Genomic DNA, 18,314 nt, shown 5'->3' on the forward strand with positions numbered 1-18,314 from the left:
GAGAACCGGAACGCTTCGCGCCTCGCCGCCGGGAAACACAACCTCGCGGTTGAGCGAATGAAAACGGGGTGAAAATGAACGAAAAACAGCGGAAATAAGCACGTTTTTACGCAAATCGATCGAAAAACGCGCCTTTTTTCACATTTTCCCATCCCGCCGCGTTCGCTTTTTTTTGCAACCTATGCGTGATTTTCGAAAGACCGGCGCCTGAAGACGCTCAAGGCTCAAGGCTCAATCGGTCGAAGTTAACAGCGACGTCACGGCCGTCCCCGGACTTGATCCGGGGATTCGTCCCGGCCATCCACGCGGCGCCGCTGCGCATTATTTTCGGCTTTATGGCTCGCGGCTTGGCGTGGATACCCGGCACAAGGCCGGGCATGACGGCAATCACGCCAGGCGATTAAGTCAGGAGCCTACGGCCGTCGAAAGACGGCGTCTGACGACGCTCATCTGGCTTATGCGAGGAGTTCCATCATCGCGACGAGCCGCGATCACGGAGACTTGGTGTTATGAGCTAAGCCGCCCGCCTGAGGGCGAAGCTTCGCCCGTTGTCCGTCGCCGTCACAGGCTGTGTGAAAACGATGAATCAGCTATAATTTGGGAGGCCATGCTGCGGGGATTGCAATGAAGCGCTTCGTCGAGGGGGAAGACCGAAAACAAGGCGTATTGCTTCCCGAGTTCCTTGACGATTACGTGGCAGAGAACAATCCGGTTCGGGTGATCGAGGCATTCGTCGAAGAGCTGGATTTGCGGGGCTTGGGCTTTGAGGGCGTCGTTCCCGAGACGACGGGCCGTCCCGCCTATCATCCCGCCACGATGCTGAAGATTTACGTTTACGGCTACATCAACCAGATCCAGTCAAGCCGACGTCTTGAGCGCGAAACCGCGCGCAACGTCGAAATGATGTGGCTGACGGGCCGGCTGACGCCGGACTTCAAGACGATCGCAGACTTTCGCAAGGACAATGGCCCGGCGATCCGCGCCGCCTGCCGGCAGTTCGTGGCGCTCTGCCGAAATCTCAATTTGTTCACCCAGGCGATCGTCGCGATCGACGGCAGCCGGTTCAAGGCGGTCAATTCCCGTGACAGGTCGTTCTCACGCGGCTCGATCCAACGCCGCATGGAGCAAGTCGAGGCGAGCATCACACGCTATCTGTCGGCGCTGGAGACGGCGGATCGCCACGAGGGCGAACTGGCGCAGATGAAGTCGGGACGACTGAGGGACAAGATCGCCTCGCTGCGAGAGCAAATGCGCAAGTACAAGGCGTTGGAAGTCGCCGTGCACGCTGCGCCCGACAAGCAGATTTCGCTGACCGATCCGGACGCGCGGTCCATGGCGACGACCGGCAAGGATACGGGCCTGGTCGGCTATAATGTTCAGGCCGTGGTCGATGCGCAGCATCACCTGATCATCGCTCATGAGGTCACCAATATCGGCCACGACCGCACTCAACTCTCGAATATGGCGAAGCAAGCGCAGACGGCGACGGGAACCCGTGAGCTGACGGCGATTGCCGATCGCGGCTACTTCAAGGGCGAGGAGATACTGGCCTGCGAGGCGGCGGGCGTGACGCCGCTTGTTCCCAAGCCGTTGACCTCGGGGGCCAAGGCTGATGGCCGGTTCGGCAAGCAGGATTTCGTCTACGATCCGCAAGAGGACGTCTACCGGTGTCCCGCGGGCGAAACGCTGATTTGGCATTGTACGAGCGTTGAAGAGGGCATGAAACTGAATTGCTACTGGACGACGAAATGCGCCAGCTGCGCGCTGAAGTCGCAGTGCACGCGTTCAAAGGAGCGGCGCGTCAAACGCTGGGAGCACGAAGCCGTGCTCGACGCGATGCAGGAACGGCTGGACCGCGCGCCCAACAGCATGCGCATCCGGCGTCAAACCGTCGAACACCCGTTCGGATCCATCAAAGCCTGGATGGGCGCGACCCACTTCCGGATGCGCACGCTTGAAAAGGTGAAAACGGAGATGAGCCTTCACGTTCTCGCCTACAACTTGAAGAGGCTGATCGCCATCCTCGGCGTTGGGCCGACCATCCAAGCGATGAGAGCCGCCTGAGGCGCCTTCGCACGAAATCCAAACCGCCCGAAAACTCTCCGCGCTTCATGGCCGCTGTTGCCGCAAGTTCCGAAAATCGTGTTTTCGCACGGCCTCGTCACATAGCCGACGCGCGCCAGCGCCGCGAGAACGGCGGCGATCTTGTGCGCGACTTTTCTGCCCTGTTTGAAGGTTTTGGCGATAGCGTCGGCGTCGAGCGGATTTTGGGGGAAGCGAGCGCCGCTATGACCGCGGCGGTCTGCATGACGTCCTCGTTCGGAAAGGCCGGCTTCGCGCCGGCCGGCGCGGCGGCCTCGGCTGTCATGCCGCCGCCGACCAGATCGAGTTCGGCCTTTTCCTTCGGCGATCCGAAGCGCGGGATTTGATAGTCCGGGCGCAACCAGCGGATTTTTCCGCGCGCTCTTCCCTGGCTCGCTCCTTGTTGAGCGCGACGAGGCGCGCCAGAATGGTCGTCGTCGGAAAGGTCTGCCGGCCAGCAAGATTCGTGCATGGTCACGGCCAAGGGATTAAAATCCGACATGCGTCCGCCCGCCATGCTGCTCGCTGCTGGTCTATTACGAATTTTACGACGACATGAACGACGCCATCGCGCGCGAAAGCAGGTCAAGGCGGGCAGCCGGAAAAAGAAGCTGCTCATGATCGAAACGATGAATCCCGGCTGGGCGGATTTGTAAGAGACGCTGAATGTTTAGAGCCGTTTGGGCTTGATTAGCTTCGGCGCCGTCATTGCGGCCGCGAGCCGAAGGCGCGCCAGGAAGCAGTCCAGCTTTGCCTCGAATCGCAGCCGCTGGATTGCTTCGCTCCGCTCGCAATGACGCCCCCGGTTGAAATCGACGGCTTTAACGAAAAAAGCGCGCCGTTCTTCGCGGCGCGCTTTTTTCAATTCGGGGGTCCGGCCGCTTGTCTAACCGCATATGCCGATCCGAAAAGTCTGCAACTTTTCGGGCATATCCTCGCGCGGACGGGGAATTTTACGGGCGGGGCTGCAGCGAGAACACGCGCGTCTGCAGATCCAGCATCGCCGTGGCGAAACTCGTCGCATTATCGGCGAATTCGCTCCAGACCGAGGAGGCGGACGGCGCGCGCGCCACCAGCCTGCCGGTCATGTCGTCGGTCTCGAAGCGCAGATCCGCGGAGAACTTGCGCGCCAGAGACTGCATGGCGACATTGCGCGCCAGGCAGGACATGTAAAGCGCGTCGGCGCGACGGTTACGGGCGGCGCGCACGATGCGCGACATCAGTTCCGTTCCGACGCCACGCCGGCGCCAGCCCTTTTCGACGCTGAACGCCGCTTCGACCGAGCCGCCAATGATATTGTTGCCCACGGCGCGCAGTTCACCGGCGCCGCGCATGGTCCCATCGACATAATAGCCGTAGATCACGTCATCGATGCCGAAACAACGATCTGCGTAGCGAATGAGAAACTCGTCATTCACAGCCATTGCAAAGCGGTCAAACCGGCTCTGCGCGTCGAGGCGCAATAGATGCTCCCGAAACGCGGGAAGATCAGCCGGCCATAGTCTGCGTATGACGCCGCCATGGATCATGGTCTGTTCCATGTGGTTAATTCCTTATCCCTTACGCGGCCTTAGGCCGCTATTGCAGGCAACCCTCCAGAACGCTTCCTCTCTCTGCGCATAATATGCTGCACTGCAGCATAAAGTTCAAGCCTGAACTTTGTGCACACGCGATTATTCACATTTGCGTGATCGCACAATATGCCAAAATGTCACACCCAGCTTGGTAGATAGTGAAGGGTTGTTAGTTGATCAAGCGCTGCAATTTTGCAGTGCAGCATCCTAATTACACATAAAGAGATGAATGGTTCCTGAACCGGTTTTTGACCTAATCATGGCAACAATTCGATCAACGCTGGAATCAGCGGCTCATCGGCCGGCGGCATGGGTACATCCCGCAACTGCCTCGCGCGAAGCCATTTGAGCGCTTGGCCCTCGCGCGGGCTCACGAGCCCCTGCCAACGCCTGCAAACGTATAGCGGCATCAAAAGGTGAAAACTTTCGTAAGCATGACTGGCGAAAGTCAGCGGCGCGAGACAGGCCTCCTTGACCTCGATCCCCAGCTCCTCGCGCAACTCGCGGATCAGCGCCGCCTCCGGCCGCTCGCCCGGATCGACCTTGCCGCCGGGAAATTCCCAAAGCCCCGCCAATTGCTTGCCCGGCGGACGCTGGGCTAAGAGAATCCGGTCGTCGGCGTCGATCAGGGCCACGGCGACGACCAGCAGGATTTTCATGGAATGGAACCTCGTCCGATCCGATGAAATCGGATCGGAGCTCGATTTTCTTGTTTTGACGCGTATTCGGTAACCCGGCCCTTCGGGTCTTCACGCGAACCGGCGACCACTTCGCTCGAAAACACTATGTCCGTCACGAGCGGTAATCGCCGTTTATCGCGATATATTCCTTGGTCAGGTCGCAGGTCCAGACGGTCGCCTTGCCCTTGTTCAGACCGAGATCGACGCCAATCACGATCTTGTCCTGTTTCATGATCTGCGACACCGCCGCCTCGTCGTAATCGGGGTCGCGCAGGCCTTGGTGGGCCACGCGTATGTCGCCGAACCAGATCGACAACAGATCGCGCTCCGCCTTTTCGCCAGCCTTGCCGACCGCCATCACCACCCGGCCCCAGTTGGCGTCCTCGCCGGCCACCGCCGTCTTGACCAAGGGCGAATTGGCGATGGAAAAGGCGATTTTCTTGGCCGCCTTGTCGTTTTCGGCGCCAAAAACCTGCACTTCGACGAATTTGCGGGCGCCTTCGCCGTCGCGCGCCACCTGCTGCGCCAGATCGAGCAGCACGGCGTCGAGTTTTTCGCGGAAATCGTCCAGTTTCTTGTCGTCGGCCTTCTTGATTTTTTTCGCGCCGCGAGCTTCCGCCGCGCCCGTCGCGAAAAGCATCAAAGTGTCCGAGGTCGAGGTGTCGCTGTCCACCGTCACCGAGTTGAAAGTGTTTTTCACGCCGCGCGACAGCAGGGTTTGCAGCGCATCGGAGGAAATGGCCGCGTCGGTGAAGACATAGGACAACATCGTCGCCATATCGGGGGCGATCATGCCCGCGCCCTTGGCGAAGCCGTTGATCGTCACCTCGACCTTGCCGATTCTGGCCTTGGCCGTGGCGACTTTGGGAAAAGTGTCGGTGGTCATGATCGCCTTGGCCGCGTCGAGCCAGCCGTCGGGCCGCGCCTGCGCCGCCAGTTTTTCGAGAATTCCTTCAAATTTCGTAGCGTCGAGCGGTTCGCCGATCACCCCGGTGCTGCTGAGGAAAATCTCGTCCTCGTCGGAGCCGACCGCCTTGGCGGCCAGTTCCGCCGTCAGTTCCGTCGCCTCGCGGCCGAGCTTGCCGGTGAAGGCGTTGGCGTTGCCGGAATTGACCACCAAGGCCCGCGCCTTGCCCTGGCCGAGGTTTTTCCGGCACCAGTCCACCGGCGCCGAAGGGCATTTCGAGGTGGTGAAGACCCCAGCCACCGTCGCGCCCTCGTCGAATACCGCCAGCAGCACGTCGGTGCGGCCCTTGTAGCGGATGCCGGCCGCGCCGGTCGCCAGGCGCACGCCCTCGATGGCGGGCAGTTCGGCAAAATTTTTCGGGGCGAGCGGAGAGACGGGTACTGCAGCGGCCATGGCTTTATCCTGACGTTTTGGTCCCGCGGATTTGCGTCGGCCAATGCGGCGCCGTCAAGACGCTTTGGCGACGCATGGACGAAAATCTCGCGGCCTTTCTCTTTGCGGCTGGGGAATAAACCGGCCAGTCCTCGAGTCTCCTTATCGACGCTCCCTCGCGTTGCGGAGAAAGCCCATGAGCAAGCCCATCGTCCAAAGCGACAATGCAGTGCCGCCCAATCGCCGGCGCGTCCTCGAATGCATGGCCTGGGCCGGAACGGGCGTCGTCTGGACCGTCGCAGGCGGCGTTCCCTCCTCGCGCCTGATCGGCTCGGCGCAGGCGAAAACCGCCGCCTTTTCCTTCGTGCAGATTTCCGACAGCCATATCGGCTTTGAAAAGCCGGCGAATCCCGATTCGCTGAAAACCCTGAACGAGGCGCTCGACCAGGCAGTCGCTTTGTCGACAAAACCAGATTTCATGATCCATACCGGCGACATCACCCATCTGGCCCTGCCGCAGCAATTCGATGACGCCTCAAAAGCGATCGGACGCGCCGGTTTGGAGGTGCATTACGCGCCGGGCGAACATGACATTCTCGATGCGGAAACGGCCAAAGCCTATATGGAGCGCTTCGGCAAGGGCGCGCGCGACGGCGCTTACTATTCCTTCGACTTTTCTGGCGTCCACTTCATATCCTTGAACAATGTCGTCGATCTGAAAAAGAACGGCCTCGGCTTTCTCGGCCCCGATCAACTGACCTGGCTGGCGGATGACCTGCGGGACAAGACCGATTCGACCCCGATTGTCGTGTTCTGTCACATTCCATTGTGGACCATTGCGCCGGAATGGGGCTGGGGCACCGAGGATTCGCAGCAGGCCTTGGCCCTGCTGGCGCGCTTCGGCTCGGTCACCGTGCTGAATGGGCATATTCACCAATTGATGCAGAAGGTCGAAGGCGCCGTGACCTTTCACACCGCGCGCTCGACCGCCTTTCCGCAGCCGGCGCCGAAAACCGCGCCGGCGCCGGGGCCGATGCTGGCTCCGCCCGGCCAGCTGCGATCCCTGCTTGGAATAACCCAAGTCGCCATTGCGCACGGCGTGAGCCCCTTGGCGATCACCGATTCGGCGCTGGCGAAATGAGAGCCGCTCTTTTCCTCGCCGCATTGCTGGCGGCCGCCTTGCTGCTGGCGCCTCCCGCAGTGGCCGGCGGCGACGCCGAGCGCGGTGAAGCGCTTTACCAGGGCTGCCAGGACTGCCATTCGCTCGACAAGAACGATATTGGCCCCAAACATCGCGGCGTTTTCGGGCGAAAGGCGGGGTCGGTCAGCGATTACGCCTATTCGGGAGCGCTGAAAAATTCGAGCATCGTCTGGGACGAGGCCACTCTCGACAAATGGCTCGCCGGTCCGCAGGATTTCCTCCCTGGCGCAAAAATGTTCTATCATCTCGACGACGCCAAGGATCGCGCCGACGTCATCGAGTTCTTGAAGACTCTGCGCCGCTGAATCGGGGAAGAGGTCCGTGACCGCCAGCGAAACGGCCCGACGACGTTTCAACGCCAGCGTCCTCCCGCATCTCGACGCCGCTTACTCGCTCGCCAATTTTTTATGCGGCAATGGCGCCGACGCCGAGGACATTGTGCAGGACTCCTGCCTGCGCGCGCTGTCGGCGCTGGAGACGCAATCCATCGAACAGCCGCGCGCGTGGCTGCTGACCATTGTCCGCAATGCGAGTTTGAGCTTTCTGGCGCGAAAAAATCCGCGCTCTCGGCTGGATGCGGATATTGGCGACCTCGAAAGCGACGGGCTGTTGCAGGCGGGCGATCCGGCGCCGGACGCCGAGGCGCGGATGATCGCCGCCGACGAGGGCGCCATGCTGCGCAAGGCCATCGCGGGCCTGCCGCTGGCCTTGCGCGAGACCCTGCTGATGCGCGTTCTCAGCGGCCTGAGCTATCGCGAAATCGCCGCGGCGACCGACGCGCCGATCGGCACGGTGATGTCGCGTCTCGCCCGCGCCCGCGCGGCTCTGGCGACCATTTGGGGAGACGCAAAGTGAGCGCGGCAGAGGAAAAAATCCTGAAACTGCAAGCGGCGCTCGACGGCGAACTCGACGCGGCGGGCATGCTGGATTTCGAGCGCGCCTGCGCCGCCGATCCCGCTCTCGCCGCAGAATTCGCTCGGGCAAAGGCGCTCGACGCCGCATTGCGCCGCGCCCTGCCCGCCGAAGCCGCGCCGGAGGCTTTGCGCGCCCGCATCGTCGCCCTGGCGGCGGCGCCGCCCGCGCGGCGGACCAGAATTTTCAGTGCGCCGTGGCGCGCCATGGCCGCCTCGCTGCTGGTCGGGGTACTGGCCGGCTATGGCGCTTTTTCCTCGCGTGGAACCGCCCCGTCCGAGGACCGGGCGCTGGTCTCCGCCTTCATGCGCACGCAAATCGGCGGCCAGAGCGTCGACATCGCGTCGAGCGACCGGCATACGGTCAAACCCTGGCTGGCCGGACGCGCGCCTCTGTCCGTCGCCGCGCTTGATCTCGCCTCCGCTGGTTTTCCGCTGGCTGGCGGCAGGGTCGAGGCTATTGACGGTAAAATCGTCCCGACGCTGGTTTATCGGCGACGCGAACATCGCATCGACGTGACCGAACTGGCGCTGACAGGCGGCGGCGACGAAAGGGTCAGGCTGAGCCGCCTCGACGGCTATCATCTGGCGCATTGGAGCGATTCGGATCGCGCCTATGTCGCTGTCACCGACCTGCCCGAATCGGAACTGGCCGATTTCGTCGCTTTGTTCCGTGCCGCCGCCAACGGCGAACGCGAGGAAGTGAAAAAGCCTGCGCCGTAAGGCTGATCCGCGCCTGCCCTCTGGAAGCCGGTAGAAATTGACTGCAAAAGCGAACTGCGGGACGCTCGCCAAGGGCGCTTCTATCGGCTTCCGGCTCGTTGCGCTCTTACGACATGAAGGATCCGCCAGCCGCTTTTCCCGCACTCAGGCGACCTTCCGATAGCGAGATGAACCGGCGCTTGTGAAATCCCGCTCGGGCGGAGTGGCTGGCCCGCGCGACCAAATCAACGCCACAGCGACGAAGCGTAGCGAATAGGCACGACGAAGGACAGCCGATTCTCGGCGACGTCGCTCGGCGGCGCGGGGAAGGGTTCGGCCCGGCGGACCAGGGCCAGCGTCTCCGCGTCGAGGATGGCGGAGCCAGAACTTTTCACGATCCGGCTTTCCAGCAGGCGGCCCTGCCGATCGATGCTGAACGCCAGGCGCGCGACTCCCGATTGGCCCCAGGCTTGATGGGGATAGCGTTTCGCACGCTCCAGATGGGCGACCAAAGACCGCTGCCAATGCAGGTCCACTGCCGAGGGTCTTTGCGTCGCCTGACCGACGGCGGGCGCGGCCGCCTGAACGGCGGTCTCTGCGGCGGCGGGTGGCGCGGCGGCGACCGAGGCTTCGACCTGCGGCTGTTCCTCCGCCTCTTGCGGCTGTTTTTCCGCCATGACCGGCGCGGGGTCGGCCGCATCGGGGTCCTGGACCTTCTCCTGAACGGGCGGCGGGTCCAGCCTGGGCTTTTCGCTCGCTTCGACGCGGTCGATTTGCTCGGCGTCCGGCGTCGGCGGACCCGGCGCAAGATCCGTCTCGGTCGATGAAGGCGCGACCGGGATCGGCGCCAGTTCGATCAGCGCCACCGGCGATCCGCCGTCGAGGTCGGTTTCTTCGTCCCGCTGGAGCAGCGCGAAGGCGGCCAGTCCATGGGCCAGCAGAACGACGAAGGCGCACAAGGCCCAACGTAAAAATTCCGGCCGCATCGGCGAAACCAGTCCTGGCGCCGCGGCCGTCATGGCGGGGCGTCCGTTTCAAGGCCGACCAGCGCGAGCTTGAGATAGCCGGCGGAACGCAATTCATTCATCACCTGCATCAACTCGCCATAGGCGACCGTCTTGTCGGCGCGCAGATACACGCGCCGCTGCTTGTCGCCCTCGCTGGCCTCCGACAACGCCGCACCGAGGTGTTCCGGCGACACCGGCAGATCGCCGAGAACCAGCGAGAGGTCCGATTTCAGGGTGAGGAACAAGGGCTGGTCGGGACGTTTTTGCGGCTGCGCGTTGGCGATGGGCAGATCGACGGAAATATCGACCGTCGCCAACGGCGCCGCGATCATGAAAATGATCAGAAGAACCAGAATGACGTCGATAAACGGCGTGACGTTGATCTCGTGCATTTCCGCCAGATCGTCGTCGCCATGATCGAGACGCACGCTCATGGCTCACTCCGCTGCGTTTTTGGCCCGATAACACGACGACTGCGCGCTCTCGGCCCGGTCGAGGTCGCGGCTGGCGATGCGCAGGATTTCCGCCGTTCCGTCGGCGCAAAGCGCCTTGTAACCGGCGACGCCGCGCGAAAACATGTTGTAGATGACGACCGCGGGGATGGCGGCGAACAGGCCGAGCGCGGTGGCGAGCAAAGCCTCGGCGATTCCCGGCGCGACAATCGCGAGATTGGTGGTGTGCTGTTTCGAAATGCCGATAAAAGAGTTCATGATGCCCCAGACGGTGCCGAACAGGCCGACGAAAGGCGCGATGGCGCCAATGGTCGCCAGCGCGGCTGTCCCATGCATCATGCGCCGGCCGAGGGCCGCCTCGATCCGCTCCAGCCGCGAAGCCAGACGCTCCTTGATCGACGCCTTGTCATGGATGCCGTCCGACATTTCGATTTCACGCAGAGCGGCTTGCGCCGCCGCCTCCAATTGCGCCTGACTGGCCAAGGCCCGACCGGCTTCCGCCAGCGTGTTCGACCGCTCGAGCAAAAGGTTTTGCGCGGCGACGCGCCTCCTGGCGGCAAAAAGCTCCCAGCCCTTGGCCAAAGCGATGGTCCAGGTGACCAGCGAGGCCAGCACGAGGCCGATCATTACCGCCTTCACCACCACATGGGCGGAGGAAAACATCCCCCAGGGCGAAAGGTCCCTGGGCAGGAGCGAGGCGGCGGCCAAGCCGGGTTCATCCGTCGCCGGCCGATCGACGGCCGGATCGGTCGCGGGCGCGGCGGCGACCCCGGCCGCCGGAGCGGGCGGCGTCTGCGCCGGCGCCCCGAGCGACAGCGCGCCCGTCAAGATCAGAGCGGCGAACAGGCTCGAAAGCACGCGGCCGATGAGTTTCATGAGCATTCGATCCTTGTTTTCGCCAAGCTTCTCTCGCGCCGCGATCAGAGCTTTTGCGAAATCCCGAGGAAAAAGCCGATACGCGGCCCGTATTGCGGCGCGAAAACGCCGATGCCGCTGCCGGAGCGGATCTGGTAGATCGTGTCAAACAGGTTCACGACATCGAAACGCAAGGTGGTCGGCTTGGTGGCGTCGTCCAGCAATTTGAAATCGTGCGATAGTCCGACATTGAACTGCGTATAGGGCGGCACGGTGGTCAGATTGGCGAAGCCGTTGCGCAACCCGCTGCCATAGATCATGTCCATGCTGAAGCGCGTCCCCCACCACAGGTAGGAGGCGCCGGCCGAGCCCGTCCAGGTTTGCGAGTGATCCGTCGGAATCCAGTGCGTTTGCGCATAAGTATAGGTCGCGGCGTCGATGAGATATTGGTTCGACACAAACTGGGTGGCCATCTGGCGGCCTACAGCCAGATTGACGTAAGCCTGCAGATTTCCGTCCTGGTATTTGACCTTGCCTTCCAGTCCGTCGTTCCAGCCCTGCGCATAGTTGAACGCTGTCAAAGTATAGGCTTGGCCGAACTGTCCATCATCCAGCAGGTCGGTCGCGGTCTTGTAATAGGCGTCGAGACCGGCCGACCAATGGGCGCCGAATTTCTGATCGACGCCGATATCATAGACGTTCGACCGCTCCGGCTGGACGGCGGTGTCGAGATTGACCGAGGGCTGCTGCGAGGTTCCCTGATAGATGGCCAGATTGGTCGGGGCCGACAAGGCCATTTCCGGCGGCGTGAAATAACGCGCGTAACCCGCGTGGATCGCGGTGTCATCGAAAGGCCGGTAGATCATGCTGAAACGCGGGCTGATCTGATTGGCGTCCACATATTCGTACATCTGGTCGAAGCGCAGGCCGGCGTTGATGGTGAACTGCCTGTTGATCTTCCACTCGTCCTGCACATAGACGCCGAGCAGCCAGCCGGTCTTGGCGGTCTGGTCCGTCGGCGCGGTGAAAGGCGCCCCGGTGACATTGCCATTGGCGTCGACCGGAAACACCACCGAGGAATTGAAAGTCTGGGCGAATTCGCCGCTGGCGTAAAAGCCGGTGCGCACGGTGTGCTCGTTGTTCACCCGGATCGCCGTGTCTTCGGTCAGGCCATTGAGGAAACTGGAGCGGGAAACATTCGACGCGACGCCGTTATATATGAGATCGCCAATCGGATCTGGATAGTAATTGAGCGAACTGTAACGGGAAAAGGCGGCGATCTGGTAGTCGATATTGCCGATGGTCTGCTGGAAGGCGCCGATGTTGAAATAATTCTGCTCCAGCTGGTGCTCGTTGATCATCGAGGAGGTGTAATTGCCATAGCCCGGAAGCGGATAGACCTGCGGCTGGCCCGGATTGTTCGGAATCTGGTAATTGCCGACGGCGGTTCCGCTCATGAAGGTGAGACGCCCGCCATCGCCGAGCAAGGTGGAGGCGTAGCCGAAGAATTTGCCCTGATCGGTATGGTCGTGGATCGGATCGTAGCTCGGCGCCGGATTTTCGATGCCTATGTCGCTGCTCAGAAAGCGGGCGGTGACGAAATATTGGGTCTGCCCGAATGTCCCGCCGTATTCGAGGCTCGGCGTGAAATTGGCGAGGCTGCCGCCGTAAAGACCGATCTTGCCGCCGCCGTCGAAGGCGCCGTTTTTGGTGGTGATGTCGACGACGCCAGCGGTATGCAGGCCGAATTGCGCCGGAAGAGCGCCGTCGATCACCGCGGCATTGCCGATCAGGCCGCTGTCGAGCACCTGACCGAAGCCGGAGACGCCGTCGGGAAGCAGCACGCCATTGATGCGATATTGTACATTGGCGTGTTCGTTGCGCAGATGAAGCGCCCCGCTCGCCGCCGAATCCTGCGAAAATCCAGGGGTCTGGAGCAGGACCTTCTCGATCGGCGTATTGTCGCCCTGTGGCAGAGCGGCGATCGTCGCCTGGTCGAGATCGGTCGAATTGGCGCCGACGCGCGGCAGGATATGTTCGCGCGTCTGATTAAGCTGCTCGGTTTTGGCGGCGAAGGCCTTGGCGGCGGCCGCTTCCGGCGACTCGCTGGGGGCGGCCGGGGGCGCCACAGGGCGCACAGACCGCACGGGCTGATGGACGGCCTGCCGAACTTTCGGTCGCGGCGCGGTCTTGCGCGCGGCGGCAGTTTTTACCGGCGCCGCCGGCTTGGCCTGCTTCACCACGACTTCGGGCAGAGCGGTCTGGCCGATAGCGCCAGCATTCGCGCCCAAAAGCGCGACGAGCGAGCCGCCCAGCAGAAGAGCCCTAGGAATACGCATAGCCACCCCGCGCGAAAACCGTCATGCCGCCAGCCTTCGCCGGCGTCACGCATGACCAAGGATGTAATGTTATAATGTACGGTCTGTCAACGCCCTGCGTCGGGCCAGGGCCGGGATGGGTTGCGTGAGGAAGGCCGTTTGCCATAGAATTTGGCAGGATTTTTCGTCACTTGGATGCGGCGTCACTTGGATTCGCGCAAAGAAAAGCCCCGCCGGAGCGGGGCTTTCCTTTAATGCGGACATTTCTTGCGAAAAATTACTTCTTCGAGGCATCCGCGGGCTTGGCGGCGTCGGGCTTGGCGGCGTCGGCGGGCGCCGCCGCATTGTCGGTTCGGGTGATCTTGGCGCCTTCGCGCAATTTGACGATGGCTTCGCTCTGCGCCTTCTGGGCGACGTAATGCTCGAGCTGGTCCTTGACCTGATCCATCGGCGGGAACGGGTGTTCGCGCACTTCCAGCACCTTGATCACATGCCAGCCGAACTGGGTCTTGACCGGATCGGAGACTTCGCCGGCCTTCAGCTTGAAGGCGGCCTCGGCGAATTCCGGCACCATGCGCTCCTTGGTGAACCAGCCGAGGTCGCCGCCCTTCGAGCCGGGATCCTTGGACAATTGATCGGCCAGCTTGCCGAAGTCCTCGCCGGCCTTGAGCCGCTTTTCGACGGTCTTGGCCTCTTCCTCGGTCGGCACGAGAATATGCAGGGCGTGAACTTCCATTTCCGGCTTCTGCGCCTTGGCGGCCTCGTCATAGGTCGTCTTCATCGTCGCCGGGGTCACCGCGCCCTTGGCGACGACGCCGAGAAAGCTCTCCATCAGCAGCTTTTCGCGGAAATAGGCGAGTTTCTTCTGGAATTCGGGTGTCTGGTCGAGCTTGTCGGCCATGGCCTTCTGGGTGACCAGTTTGACGTCGATCAGATAATCGAGCAGCGCCTTGTCGCGCGCCTGGTCGTTCATCTGCTTGGGCAGGGTCGAACCGACGTCCTCGCGCGCCGTGGCCAGGTCGGCCTCGGTGATTTCCGCGCCATTGACCGTCGCCAGCACCTTGGTCTGGGCCAAGGCTTGGGATAGGCCCGGCGTCAGCGCCGCGGCGCAAAGTGTGAGGACAAGGGCGGCGCGACGGGCGCCGGCGATGGGGGATTTGAAAAAGACCATTTTTGGCTCGAAGCTCCCGATGAAGCGGCGCGCTACCGGCCGCCATTTGGCGCGCTGTTCTGCCCCAAAACGCGCTTGGCGACAAGCCGCGCATGAACCGAGCCGCATTGCGCCCTGCTTTGCGATGGTTTAGAGCTTTTGCCTCCAACAAGGTCAAGACCATGTCCGATCAAAAACCCATCAACTGGACGAACGCGCGGACGCTGATCGCCCTGGCGATTCTCGTCGGAACCGAACTCGTCGGCGCTTCCTGGGCGGCGGGCTGGGCGCTCGGCGGCCTGTTTCAGCTCGGTCCGACCGTCGGCCACATCTTTGAAGTCGTTTTCATCGTGATCGGTTTCGTTGGCCTCTATTATTTTATGCGCGCCGCCGTGGCGCACGAGCCGTTCCGGCGCTGATCTTCCGATTTTTAGCGCGGGAATCGCGCTATCATCGCTGCTTACCCTCCCTGATTCTTCCGTCCGGAAAATCGCCCTGAGCGGAACGCCATGCCCAAAATCCTCGATCGCCGGACCTTCTGCAAAAATCTTGCGCTCGCCTCCACGGCCGGGCTGGCGGCCGCCGGCGGCGCTCCGGCCCTTGCGGCGGCGGGCCTGAAACTCGGACCGTCAAAGCCTTTTTCCTTCGACCTGCTGAAGGCCCGGGCCAAGACCATGGCTGGAGAGGCCTATCGAGGCCCCGCCATGCCGTCGCCCGACGTGCTTTACAAGATTGACTACGAGGCCTGGGGGCGGATCCATTTCAACGACGCCTATGCGCTTTACGCGGAAGGGCCCAATCGATTCCCCGTGACCTTTTTCCACCTCGGCCGCTTCTTCAAGAAAGCCGTCGATATTTTCGTCGCCGAAGACGATACGGCGCGGGAAATCATCTATGATCCGGCCTATTTCGACATGCCGGAAAACTCGCCGGCCAAGGCCTTGCCCAAAGGCGCCGGTTTCGCTGGTTTTCGCTTCCAGGAGGCCAAGGACAGTCCGAAATTCGATTGGCGCAAGAACGACTGGGTGGCCTTTCTCGGCGCTTCCTATTTCCGCGCCATCGGCGAATTGCACCAATACGGCCTTTCCGCGAGAGGCGTGGCGGTCGATACGGCGGTCGCCGACCGCAACGAGGAATTCCCCGATTTCACCCAGATCTACATCGGGCCGCAATCGGGCGACACGGTCACCGTCTATGCCTTGCTCGAAGGACCGAAAATCGTCGGCGCCGTCAAATTCCTGATGACGCGCGGCGAAGGCGTGGTCATGGACATCGACCAGTCCTATTTTTTGCGCGGCGATATCGTACGCTTCGGCATCGCGCCGCTCACCTCGATGTACTGGTTTTCCGAAACGGAAAAACCGACGGCGGTGGACTGGCGCCCCGAAGTGCATGATTCCGACGGCCTCGCGATGTGGACCGGCTGGGGCGGACGGCTCTGGCGGCCGCTCAATAACCCGCCGCATATCATGGCTTCCGCTTTCAGCGACACGTCGCCCAAGGGTTTTGGGCTATTGCAGCGCGACAGAGTGTTCGATCATTATCTCGACGGCGTCAATTACGAGCGCCGCCCGAGCCTGTGGGTCGAGCCCAAGGGCGATTGGGGCAAGGGCGCGATCCATCTGGTCGAGCTTTCGACCGACGACGAAATCCACGACAATATCGTCGTCATGTGGGTTCCGGAGACGCCGGCGACCGCCGGATCGGAATTCACCTTTTCCTATCGCCTGCACTGGCTGGCCGACGAACCCTATCCGACGCCGCTGGCGCGGGTCGTCGCCACCAGGCTCGGCAATGGCGGCCAGCCCGGCCAGCCGCGCCCGAAAAACGTGCGCAAGTTCATGGTCGAGTTTCTCGGCGGCCCGCTCAACGACCTGGCTTTCGGGACCAAGCCGGAGCTGGAGGTCGAGGCGTCCCGCGGAAAATTCACCGACTACCGGATGATCGAACCGGTTCCCGACGGCGTCGCCGGCCATTGGCGCGTCACCTTCGATCTCGCCGAGGTCGAGGGCAAGGACCCGGTGGAATTGCGCGCCATACTCAAGCAGGGCGACAAGATTCTGTCCGAAACCTGGATGTTCCAGTATCATCCGTTCTGAATGTGAGGAGAGCGGCGGCGCGATGGATGCGGAAAATCATGCGCACGACCACGGCGAGCGGCGGCGCAAGGACGCCGCCTTCTCGCTGTTGCGCCTGTCCGCAGCGCAAAGACTGGCGATTGTGCTGATCGCCGTCGCCGCTCTATGGGGCGGCGTGCATTGGGCCCTGTCATGACCGACAAGACCATCCGTCTGAAAAATCTGACGCTCGGCTACGACCGCCACCCTGCCGTGCATCATCTCGACGGCGAGATCGCGCAGGGGGCGCTGCTGGCGATCTGCGGACCCAATGGCGCCGGCAAGTCCACCCTGCTCAAAGCGCTGACCGGCGTGTTGAAGCCGATGGGCGGCGCCATCGACTTCGGGGCCGCGCGGCCGCGCGACATCGCCTATCTGCCGCAAGCGACGCAGATCGACGCCAGCTTTCCCATCGACGTCTTCGACATGGCCGCAATGGGCCTGTGGCGGCGCATCGGTCTGTTTGGCGGCATGAAACGCGCCGACGAACAGGCGGTCCGCGACGCCCTGGCGAAAGTGGGACTGTCCGGCTTCGAGCGGCGCCCGATCGGCGCCCTGTCCGGCGGCCAGGCGCAGCGCCTGCTGTTCGCGCGGCTGTTGCTGCAGGACGCGCCGGTGATCCTGCTCGACGAGCCGTTTGCCGCGATCGACGAGCGCACCGTGACCGATCTTCTAGGCCTGATCGCCCATTGGCATGGCGAGGGCCGCACCATCGTCGCGGTGCTGCACGACACCGAACTCGTGCGCGCGCATTTTCCGGACTGCCTGCTGCTGGCGCGCGAAAAAATCGCCTGGGGTCCGACCAAAGCCGCGCTCGGGCCGGAAAATCTCGGCAAGGCCCGCCGCCTGATCGAAGCCTTCGACGATTCCGCCGCCGCCTGCGACCGGGTCGCATGACCCACCGTCTGTTTGGAAATTTTCCACGATGAGCATGTCCTCCATCACCGAATGCGTCACGCCGATCGAGGCGAAAGCCGGAGTCGTCGCGGCCAATTTCCTGGGCCGCACGCCGGCTCTGGCTCTGGCGGACGGCGCCGTGCTGCTGGCCGAAATCGGCGCGGAGCGGCGCATACCCGCGCATGACGACGCCGCCATCCTCGTCGCCGCCTGCGACGGCAAGCGGATGCTCACCGGCGGCGACGACGGCCGCGTCGTCGCCATCGACGCCGCCGGCAAGGTCGAAAATCTCGCCAGGGAAAAGGGCTGGATCGACGCCCTCGCCTGCCGCGACGACGGGGCTATAGCCTGGTCGAGCGGCAAATTCGTCCGCGCCCGCGACGCCAAGGGAGAGGTCAAGAACTGGCAGGCGCCCTCCAGCGTTCGCGGCCTTGGCTTTTTCCCTAAAGGTTATCGCCTCGCCATCGCCCACTACAACGGGGCCAGCCTGTGGTTCCCAAACACCGCCGCCGGGCCGGAAGCGCTGGAGTGGAAGGGCTCGCACCTCGACGCCGCCGTCTCGCCGGATGGGCGTTTCGTCGTCACCTCGATGCAGGAAAACATGCTGCACGGCTGGCGCCTCGCCGACAAGAAGAACATGCGGATGTCGGGCTATCCGGCCAAGCCGCGTTCGCTGTCTTGGTCGCATGACGGCGGCTGGCTCGCCACTTCCGGCGCCGACGGCTGCATCGTCTGGCCGTTCTCGGGAAAAGACGGGCCGATGGGCCAGCCTCCGCGCGAATGCGGCGTGCGGCCCGACGTGGTGGTCACCAGCGTCGCCTTCCATCCCAAGGCCCTGGTCGTCGCCATCGGCTATGACGATGGCTGGATATTGCTGGTGCGGCTGAGCGACGGCGCGGAAATCCTGGTCCGCCGCACCGAGGGCGAGCGCGACGCCATCGCCGCCCTGGCCTTCGACGCCACGGGCGCAAGGATGGTGTTCGGAACCCGGGGCGGCCAGGCCGGCGTGCTGGATTTTCCAAGCTGAAG

At 62.9% G+C, this 18,314-nt stretch carries 20 protein-coding genes; 11 read left to right on the forward strand and 9 right to left on the reverse strand.

From position 1 onward, the window contains the following. Positions 1-624: 624 nt before the first annotated feature. Entirely contained in the window at positions 625-2,064 is a 1,440-nt protein-coding gene (locus ACLP2E_RS01905) for an IS1182 family transposase (protein WP_442462094.1), read from the forward strand. A 97-nt stretch (positions 2,065-2,161) separates the two neighbouring features. On the opposite strand, the gene ACLP2E_RS01910 is transcribed toward ACLP2E_RS01905, so the two are convergent. Beyond that, positions 2,162-2,554 (reverse strand): hypothetical protein, encoded by a 393-nt coding sequence (locus ACLP2E_RS01910; protein ID WP_442462093.1) that lies wholly within the window; start codon positions 2,552-2,554, stop codon positions 2,162-2,164. Here ACLP2E_RS01910 and ACLP2E_RS01915 point away from each other — a divergent pair. Next, the gene (locus ACLP2E_RS01915; RefSeq protein ID WP_442462092.1) at positions 2,553-2,738 is read left to right on the forward strand and encodes a hypothetical protein; all 186 of its coding nucleotides are present in this window, start codon (positions 2,553-2,555) and stop codon (positions 2,736-2,738) included. The genes ACLP2E_RS01910 and ACLP2E_RS01915 overlap by 2 nt on opposite strands. A 297-nt stretch (positions 2,739-3,035) precedes the next feature. On the opposite strand, the gene ACLP2E_RS01920 is transcribed toward ACLP2E_RS01915, so the two are convergent. The 3 genes from ACLP2E_RS01920 to argJ all read right to left on the reverse strand — a co-directional run bounded on the left by ACLP2E_RS01920 (position 3,036) and on the right by argJ (position 5,696). Further along, positions 3,036-3,623: a GNAT family N-acetyltransferase gene (locus ACLP2E_RS01920; RefSeq protein WP_442462091.1), complete on the reverse strand. Its 588-nt coding sequence runs from the start codon at positions 3,621-3,623 to the stop codon at positions 3,036-3,038. A gap of 290 nt (positions 3,624-3,913) precedes the next feature. Then, positions 3,914-4,315, reverse strand: coding sequence for a (deoxy)nucleoside triphosphate pyrophosphohydrolase (locus ACLP2E_RS01925; RefSeq protein WP_442462090.1), 402 nt, complete (start codon positions 4,313-4,315; stop codon positions 3,914-3,916). Positions 4,316-4,448: 133 nt separating this feature from the next. After that, complete coding sequence (gene argJ, locus ACLP2E_RS01930; protein WP_442464993.1) at positions 4,449-5,696, reverse strand: bifunctional glutamate N-acetyltransferase/amino-acid acetyltransferase ArgJ; 1,248 nt, start codon at positions 5,694-5,696, stop codon at positions 4,449-4,451. A 175-nt stretch (positions 5,697-5,871) separates the two neighbouring features. On the opposite strand from argJ, the gene ACLP2E_RS01935 reads away from it, so the two are divergent. From ACLP2E_RS01935 to ACLP2E_RS01950, 4 genes are read left to right on the forward strand one after another with little or no spacing between them, the layout of a single operon-like run. Next, positions 5,872-6,816, forward strand: coding sequence for a metallophosphoesterase family protein (locus ACLP2E_RS01935; RefSeq protein WP_442464994.1), 945 nt, complete (start codon positions 5,872-5,874; stop codon positions 6,814-6,816). Then, the gene (locus tag ACLP2E_RS01940; protein WP_442461088.1) at positions 6,813-7,181 is read left to right on the forward strand and encodes a c-type cytochrome; all 369 of its coding nucleotides are present in this window, start codon (positions 6,813-6,815) and stop codon (positions 7,179-7,181) included. The genes ACLP2E_RS01935 and ACLP2E_RS01940 overlap by 4 nt, the downstream gene beginning before the upstream one ends. A 16-nt stretch (positions 7,182-7,197) precedes the next feature. Further along, on the forward strand, positions 7,198-7,731 hold the full coding sequence (locus tag ACLP2E_RS01945) for a sigma-70 family RNA polymerase sigma factor (protein ID WP_442461089.1): 534 nt from the start codon (positions 7,198-7,200) through the stop codon (positions 7,729-7,731). Further along, complete coding sequence (locus ACLP2E_RS01950; protein WP_442464995.1) at positions 7,728-8,510, forward strand: anti-sigma factor family protein; 783 nt, start codon at positions 7,728-7,730, stop codon at positions 8,508-8,510. The genes ACLP2E_RS01945 and ACLP2E_RS01950 overlap by 4 nt, the downstream gene beginning before the upstream one ends. 224 nt (positions 8,511-8,734) lie before the next feature. Here the strand turns inward: ACLP2E_RS01950 and ACLP2E_RS01955 are convergent, their stop codons facing one another. From ACLP2E_RS01955 to ACLP2E_RS01975, 5 genes are all read right to left on the reverse strand, one after another. Continuing rightward, positions 8,735-9,508 carry a TonB family protein gene (locus tag ACLP2E_RS01955; RefSeq protein WP_442464996.1) on the reverse strand — a complete coding sequence of 258 codons (774 nt, stop codon included), beginning with the start codon at positions 9,506-9,508 and terminating at the stop codon, positions 8,735-8,737. Continuing rightward, the gene (exbD, locus tag ACLP2E_RS01960) at positions 9,505-9,930 is read right to left on the reverse strand and encodes a TonB system transport protein ExbD (protein ID WP_442461092.1); all 426 of its coding nucleotides are present in this window, start codon (positions 9,928-9,930) and stop codon (positions 9,505-9,507) included. Before exbD ends, ACLP2E_RS01955 begins: the two co-directional genes overlap by 4 nt. Before the next feature lie 3 nt (positions 9,931-9,933). Further along, the gene (gene exbB, locus ACLP2E_RS01965) at positions 9,934-10,824 is read right to left on the reverse strand and encodes a tonB-system energizer ExbB (protein ID WP_442464997.1); all 891 of its coding nucleotides are present in this window, start codon (positions 10,822-10,824) and stop codon (positions 9,934-9,936) included. Positions 10,825-10,868: 44 nt separating this feature from the next. Further along, positions 10,869-13,142: a TonB-dependent receptor domain-containing protein gene (locus ACLP2E_RS01970; protein ID WP_442464998.1), complete on the reverse strand. Its 2,274-nt coding sequence runs from the start codon at positions 13,140-13,142 to the stop codon at positions 10,869-10,871. Between the two features lie 256 nt (positions 13,143-13,398). Then, positions 13,399-14,292, reverse strand: a complete 894-nt coding sequence (locus tag ACLP2E_RS01975; RefSeq protein ID WP_442463273.1) for a peptidylprolyl isomerase — start codon at positions 14,290-14,292, stop codon at positions 13,399-13,401. A gap of 161 nt (positions 14,293-14,453) precedes the next feature. On the opposite strand from ACLP2E_RS01975, the gene ACLP2E_RS01980 reads away from it, so the two are divergent. The 5 genes from ACLP2E_RS01980 (at position 14,454) to ACLP2E_RS02000 (ending at position 18,312) form a co-directional block, all read left to right on the forward strand. Continuing rightward, positions 14,454-14,690, forward strand: a complete 237-nt coding sequence (locus ACLP2E_RS01980; RefSeq protein WP_442464999.1) for a hypothetical protein — start codon at positions 14,454-14,456, stop codon at positions 14,688-14,690. 90 nt (positions 14,691-14,780) lie between these two features. Beyond that, the gene (locus ACLP2E_RS01985) at positions 14,781-16,370 is read left to right on the forward strand and encodes a glucan biosynthesis protein (RefSeq protein WP_442465000.1); all 1,590 of its coding nucleotides are present in this window, start codon (positions 14,781-14,783) and stop codon (positions 16,368-16,370) included. Between the two features lie 22 nt (positions 16,371-16,392). After that, on the forward strand, positions 16,393-16,545 hold the full coding sequence (locus ACLP2E_RS01990) for a hypothetical protein (RefSeq protein WP_442463276.1): 153 nt from the start codon (positions 16,393-16,395) through the stop codon (positions 16,543-16,545). Then, complete coding sequence (locus ACLP2E_RS01995; RefSeq protein WP_442465001.1) at positions 16,542-17,285, forward strand: metal ABC transporter ATP-binding protein; 744 nt, start codon at positions 16,542-16,544, stop codon at positions 17,283-17,285. The genes ACLP2E_RS01990 and ACLP2E_RS01995 overlap by 4 nt, the downstream gene beginning before the upstream one ends. Positions 17,286-17,313: 28 nt before the next feature. After that, positions 17,314-18,312 carry a WD40 repeat domain-containing protein gene (locus ACLP2E_RS02000; protein WP_442465002.1) on the forward strand — a complete coding sequence of 333 codons (999 nt, stop codon included), beginning with the start codon at positions 17,314-17,316 and terminating at the stop codon, positions 18,310-18,312. Positions 18,313-18,314 lie beyond the last annotated feature (2 nt).

The organism is Rhodoblastus sp. (assembly GCF_052145335.1).
Lineage (GTDB): Bacteria > Pseudomonadota > Alphaproteobacteria > Rhizobiales > Beijerinckiaceae > Rhodoblastus.

Bases quoted from the DNA above. Each gene is read 5' to 3' on its own strand.
- ACLP2E_RS01905 (WP_442462094.1), top strand. From the start codon at position 625: ATGAAGCGCTTCGTCGAGGGGGAAGACCGAAAACAAGGCGTATTGCTT.
- ACLP2E_RS01915 (WP_442462092.1), top strand. From the start codon at position 2,553: ATGGTCACGGCCAAGGGATTAAAATCCGACATGCGTCCGCCCGCCATG.
- ACLP2E_RS01910 (WP_442462093.1), bottom strand. From the start codon at position 2,554: ATGCACGAATCTTGCTGGCCGGCAGACCTTTCCGACGACGACCATTCT.
- ACLP2E_RS01920 (WP_442462091.1), bottom strand. From the start codon at position 3,623: ATGGAACAGACCATGATCCATGGCGGCGTCATACGCAGACTATGGCCG.
- ACLP2E_RS01925 (WP_442462090.1), bottom strand. From the start codon at position 4,315: ATGAAAATCCTGCTGGTCGTCGCCGTGGCCCTGATCGACGCCGACGAC.
- argJ (WP_442464993.1), bottom strand. From the start codon at position 5,696: ATGGCCGCTGCAGTACCCGTCTCTCCGCTCGCCCCGAAAAATTTTGCC.
- ACLP2E_RS01935 (WP_442464994.1), top strand. From the start codon at position 5,872: ATGAGCAAGCCCATCGTCCAAAGCGACAATGCAGTGCCGCCCAATCGC.
- ACLP2E_RS01940 (WP_442461088.1), top strand. From the start codon at position 6,813: ATGAGAGCCGCTCTTTTCCTCGCCGCATTGCTGGCGGCCGCCTTGCTG.
- ACLP2E_RS01955 (WP_442464996.1), bottom strand. From the start codon at position 9,508: ATGACGGCCGCGGCGCCAGGACTGGTTTCGCCGATGCGGCCGGAATTT.
- exbD (WP_442461092.1), bottom strand. From the start codon at position 9,930: ATGAGCGTGCGTCTCGATCATGGCGACGACGATCTGGCGGAAATGCAC.
- exbB (WP_442464997.1), bottom strand. From the start codon at position 10,824: ATGAAACTCATCGGCCGCGTGCTTTCGAGCCTGTTCGCCGCTCTGATC.
- ACLP2E_RS01970 (WP_442464998.1), bottom strand. From the start codon at position 13,142: ATGCGTATTCCTAGGGCTCTTCTGCTGGGCGGCTCGCTCGTCGCGCTT.
- ACLP2E_RS01975 (WP_442463273.1), bottom strand. From the start codon at position 14,292: ATGGTCTTTTTCAAATCCCCCATCGCCGGCGCCCGTCGCGCCGCCCTT.
- ACLP2E_RS01980 (WP_442464999.1), top strand. From the start codon at position 14,454: ATGTCCGATCAAAAACCCATCAACTGGACGAACGCGCGGACGCTGATC.
- ACLP2E_RS01985 (WP_442465000.1), top strand. From the start codon at position 14,781: ATGCCCAAAATCCTCGATCGCCGGACCTTCTGCAAAAATCTTGCGCTC.
- ACLP2E_RS01990 (WP_442463276.1), top strand. From the start codon at position 16,393: ATGGATGCGGAAAATCATGCGCACGACCACGGCGAGCGGCGGCGCAAG.
- ACLP2E_RS01995 (WP_442465001.1), top strand. From the start codon at position 16,542: ATGACCGACAAGACCATCCGTCTGAAAAATCTGACGCTCGGCTACGAC.
- ACLP2E_RS02000 (WP_442465002.1), top strand. From the start codon at position 17,314: ATGAGCATGTCCTCCATCACCGAATGCGTCACGCCGATCGAGGCGAAA.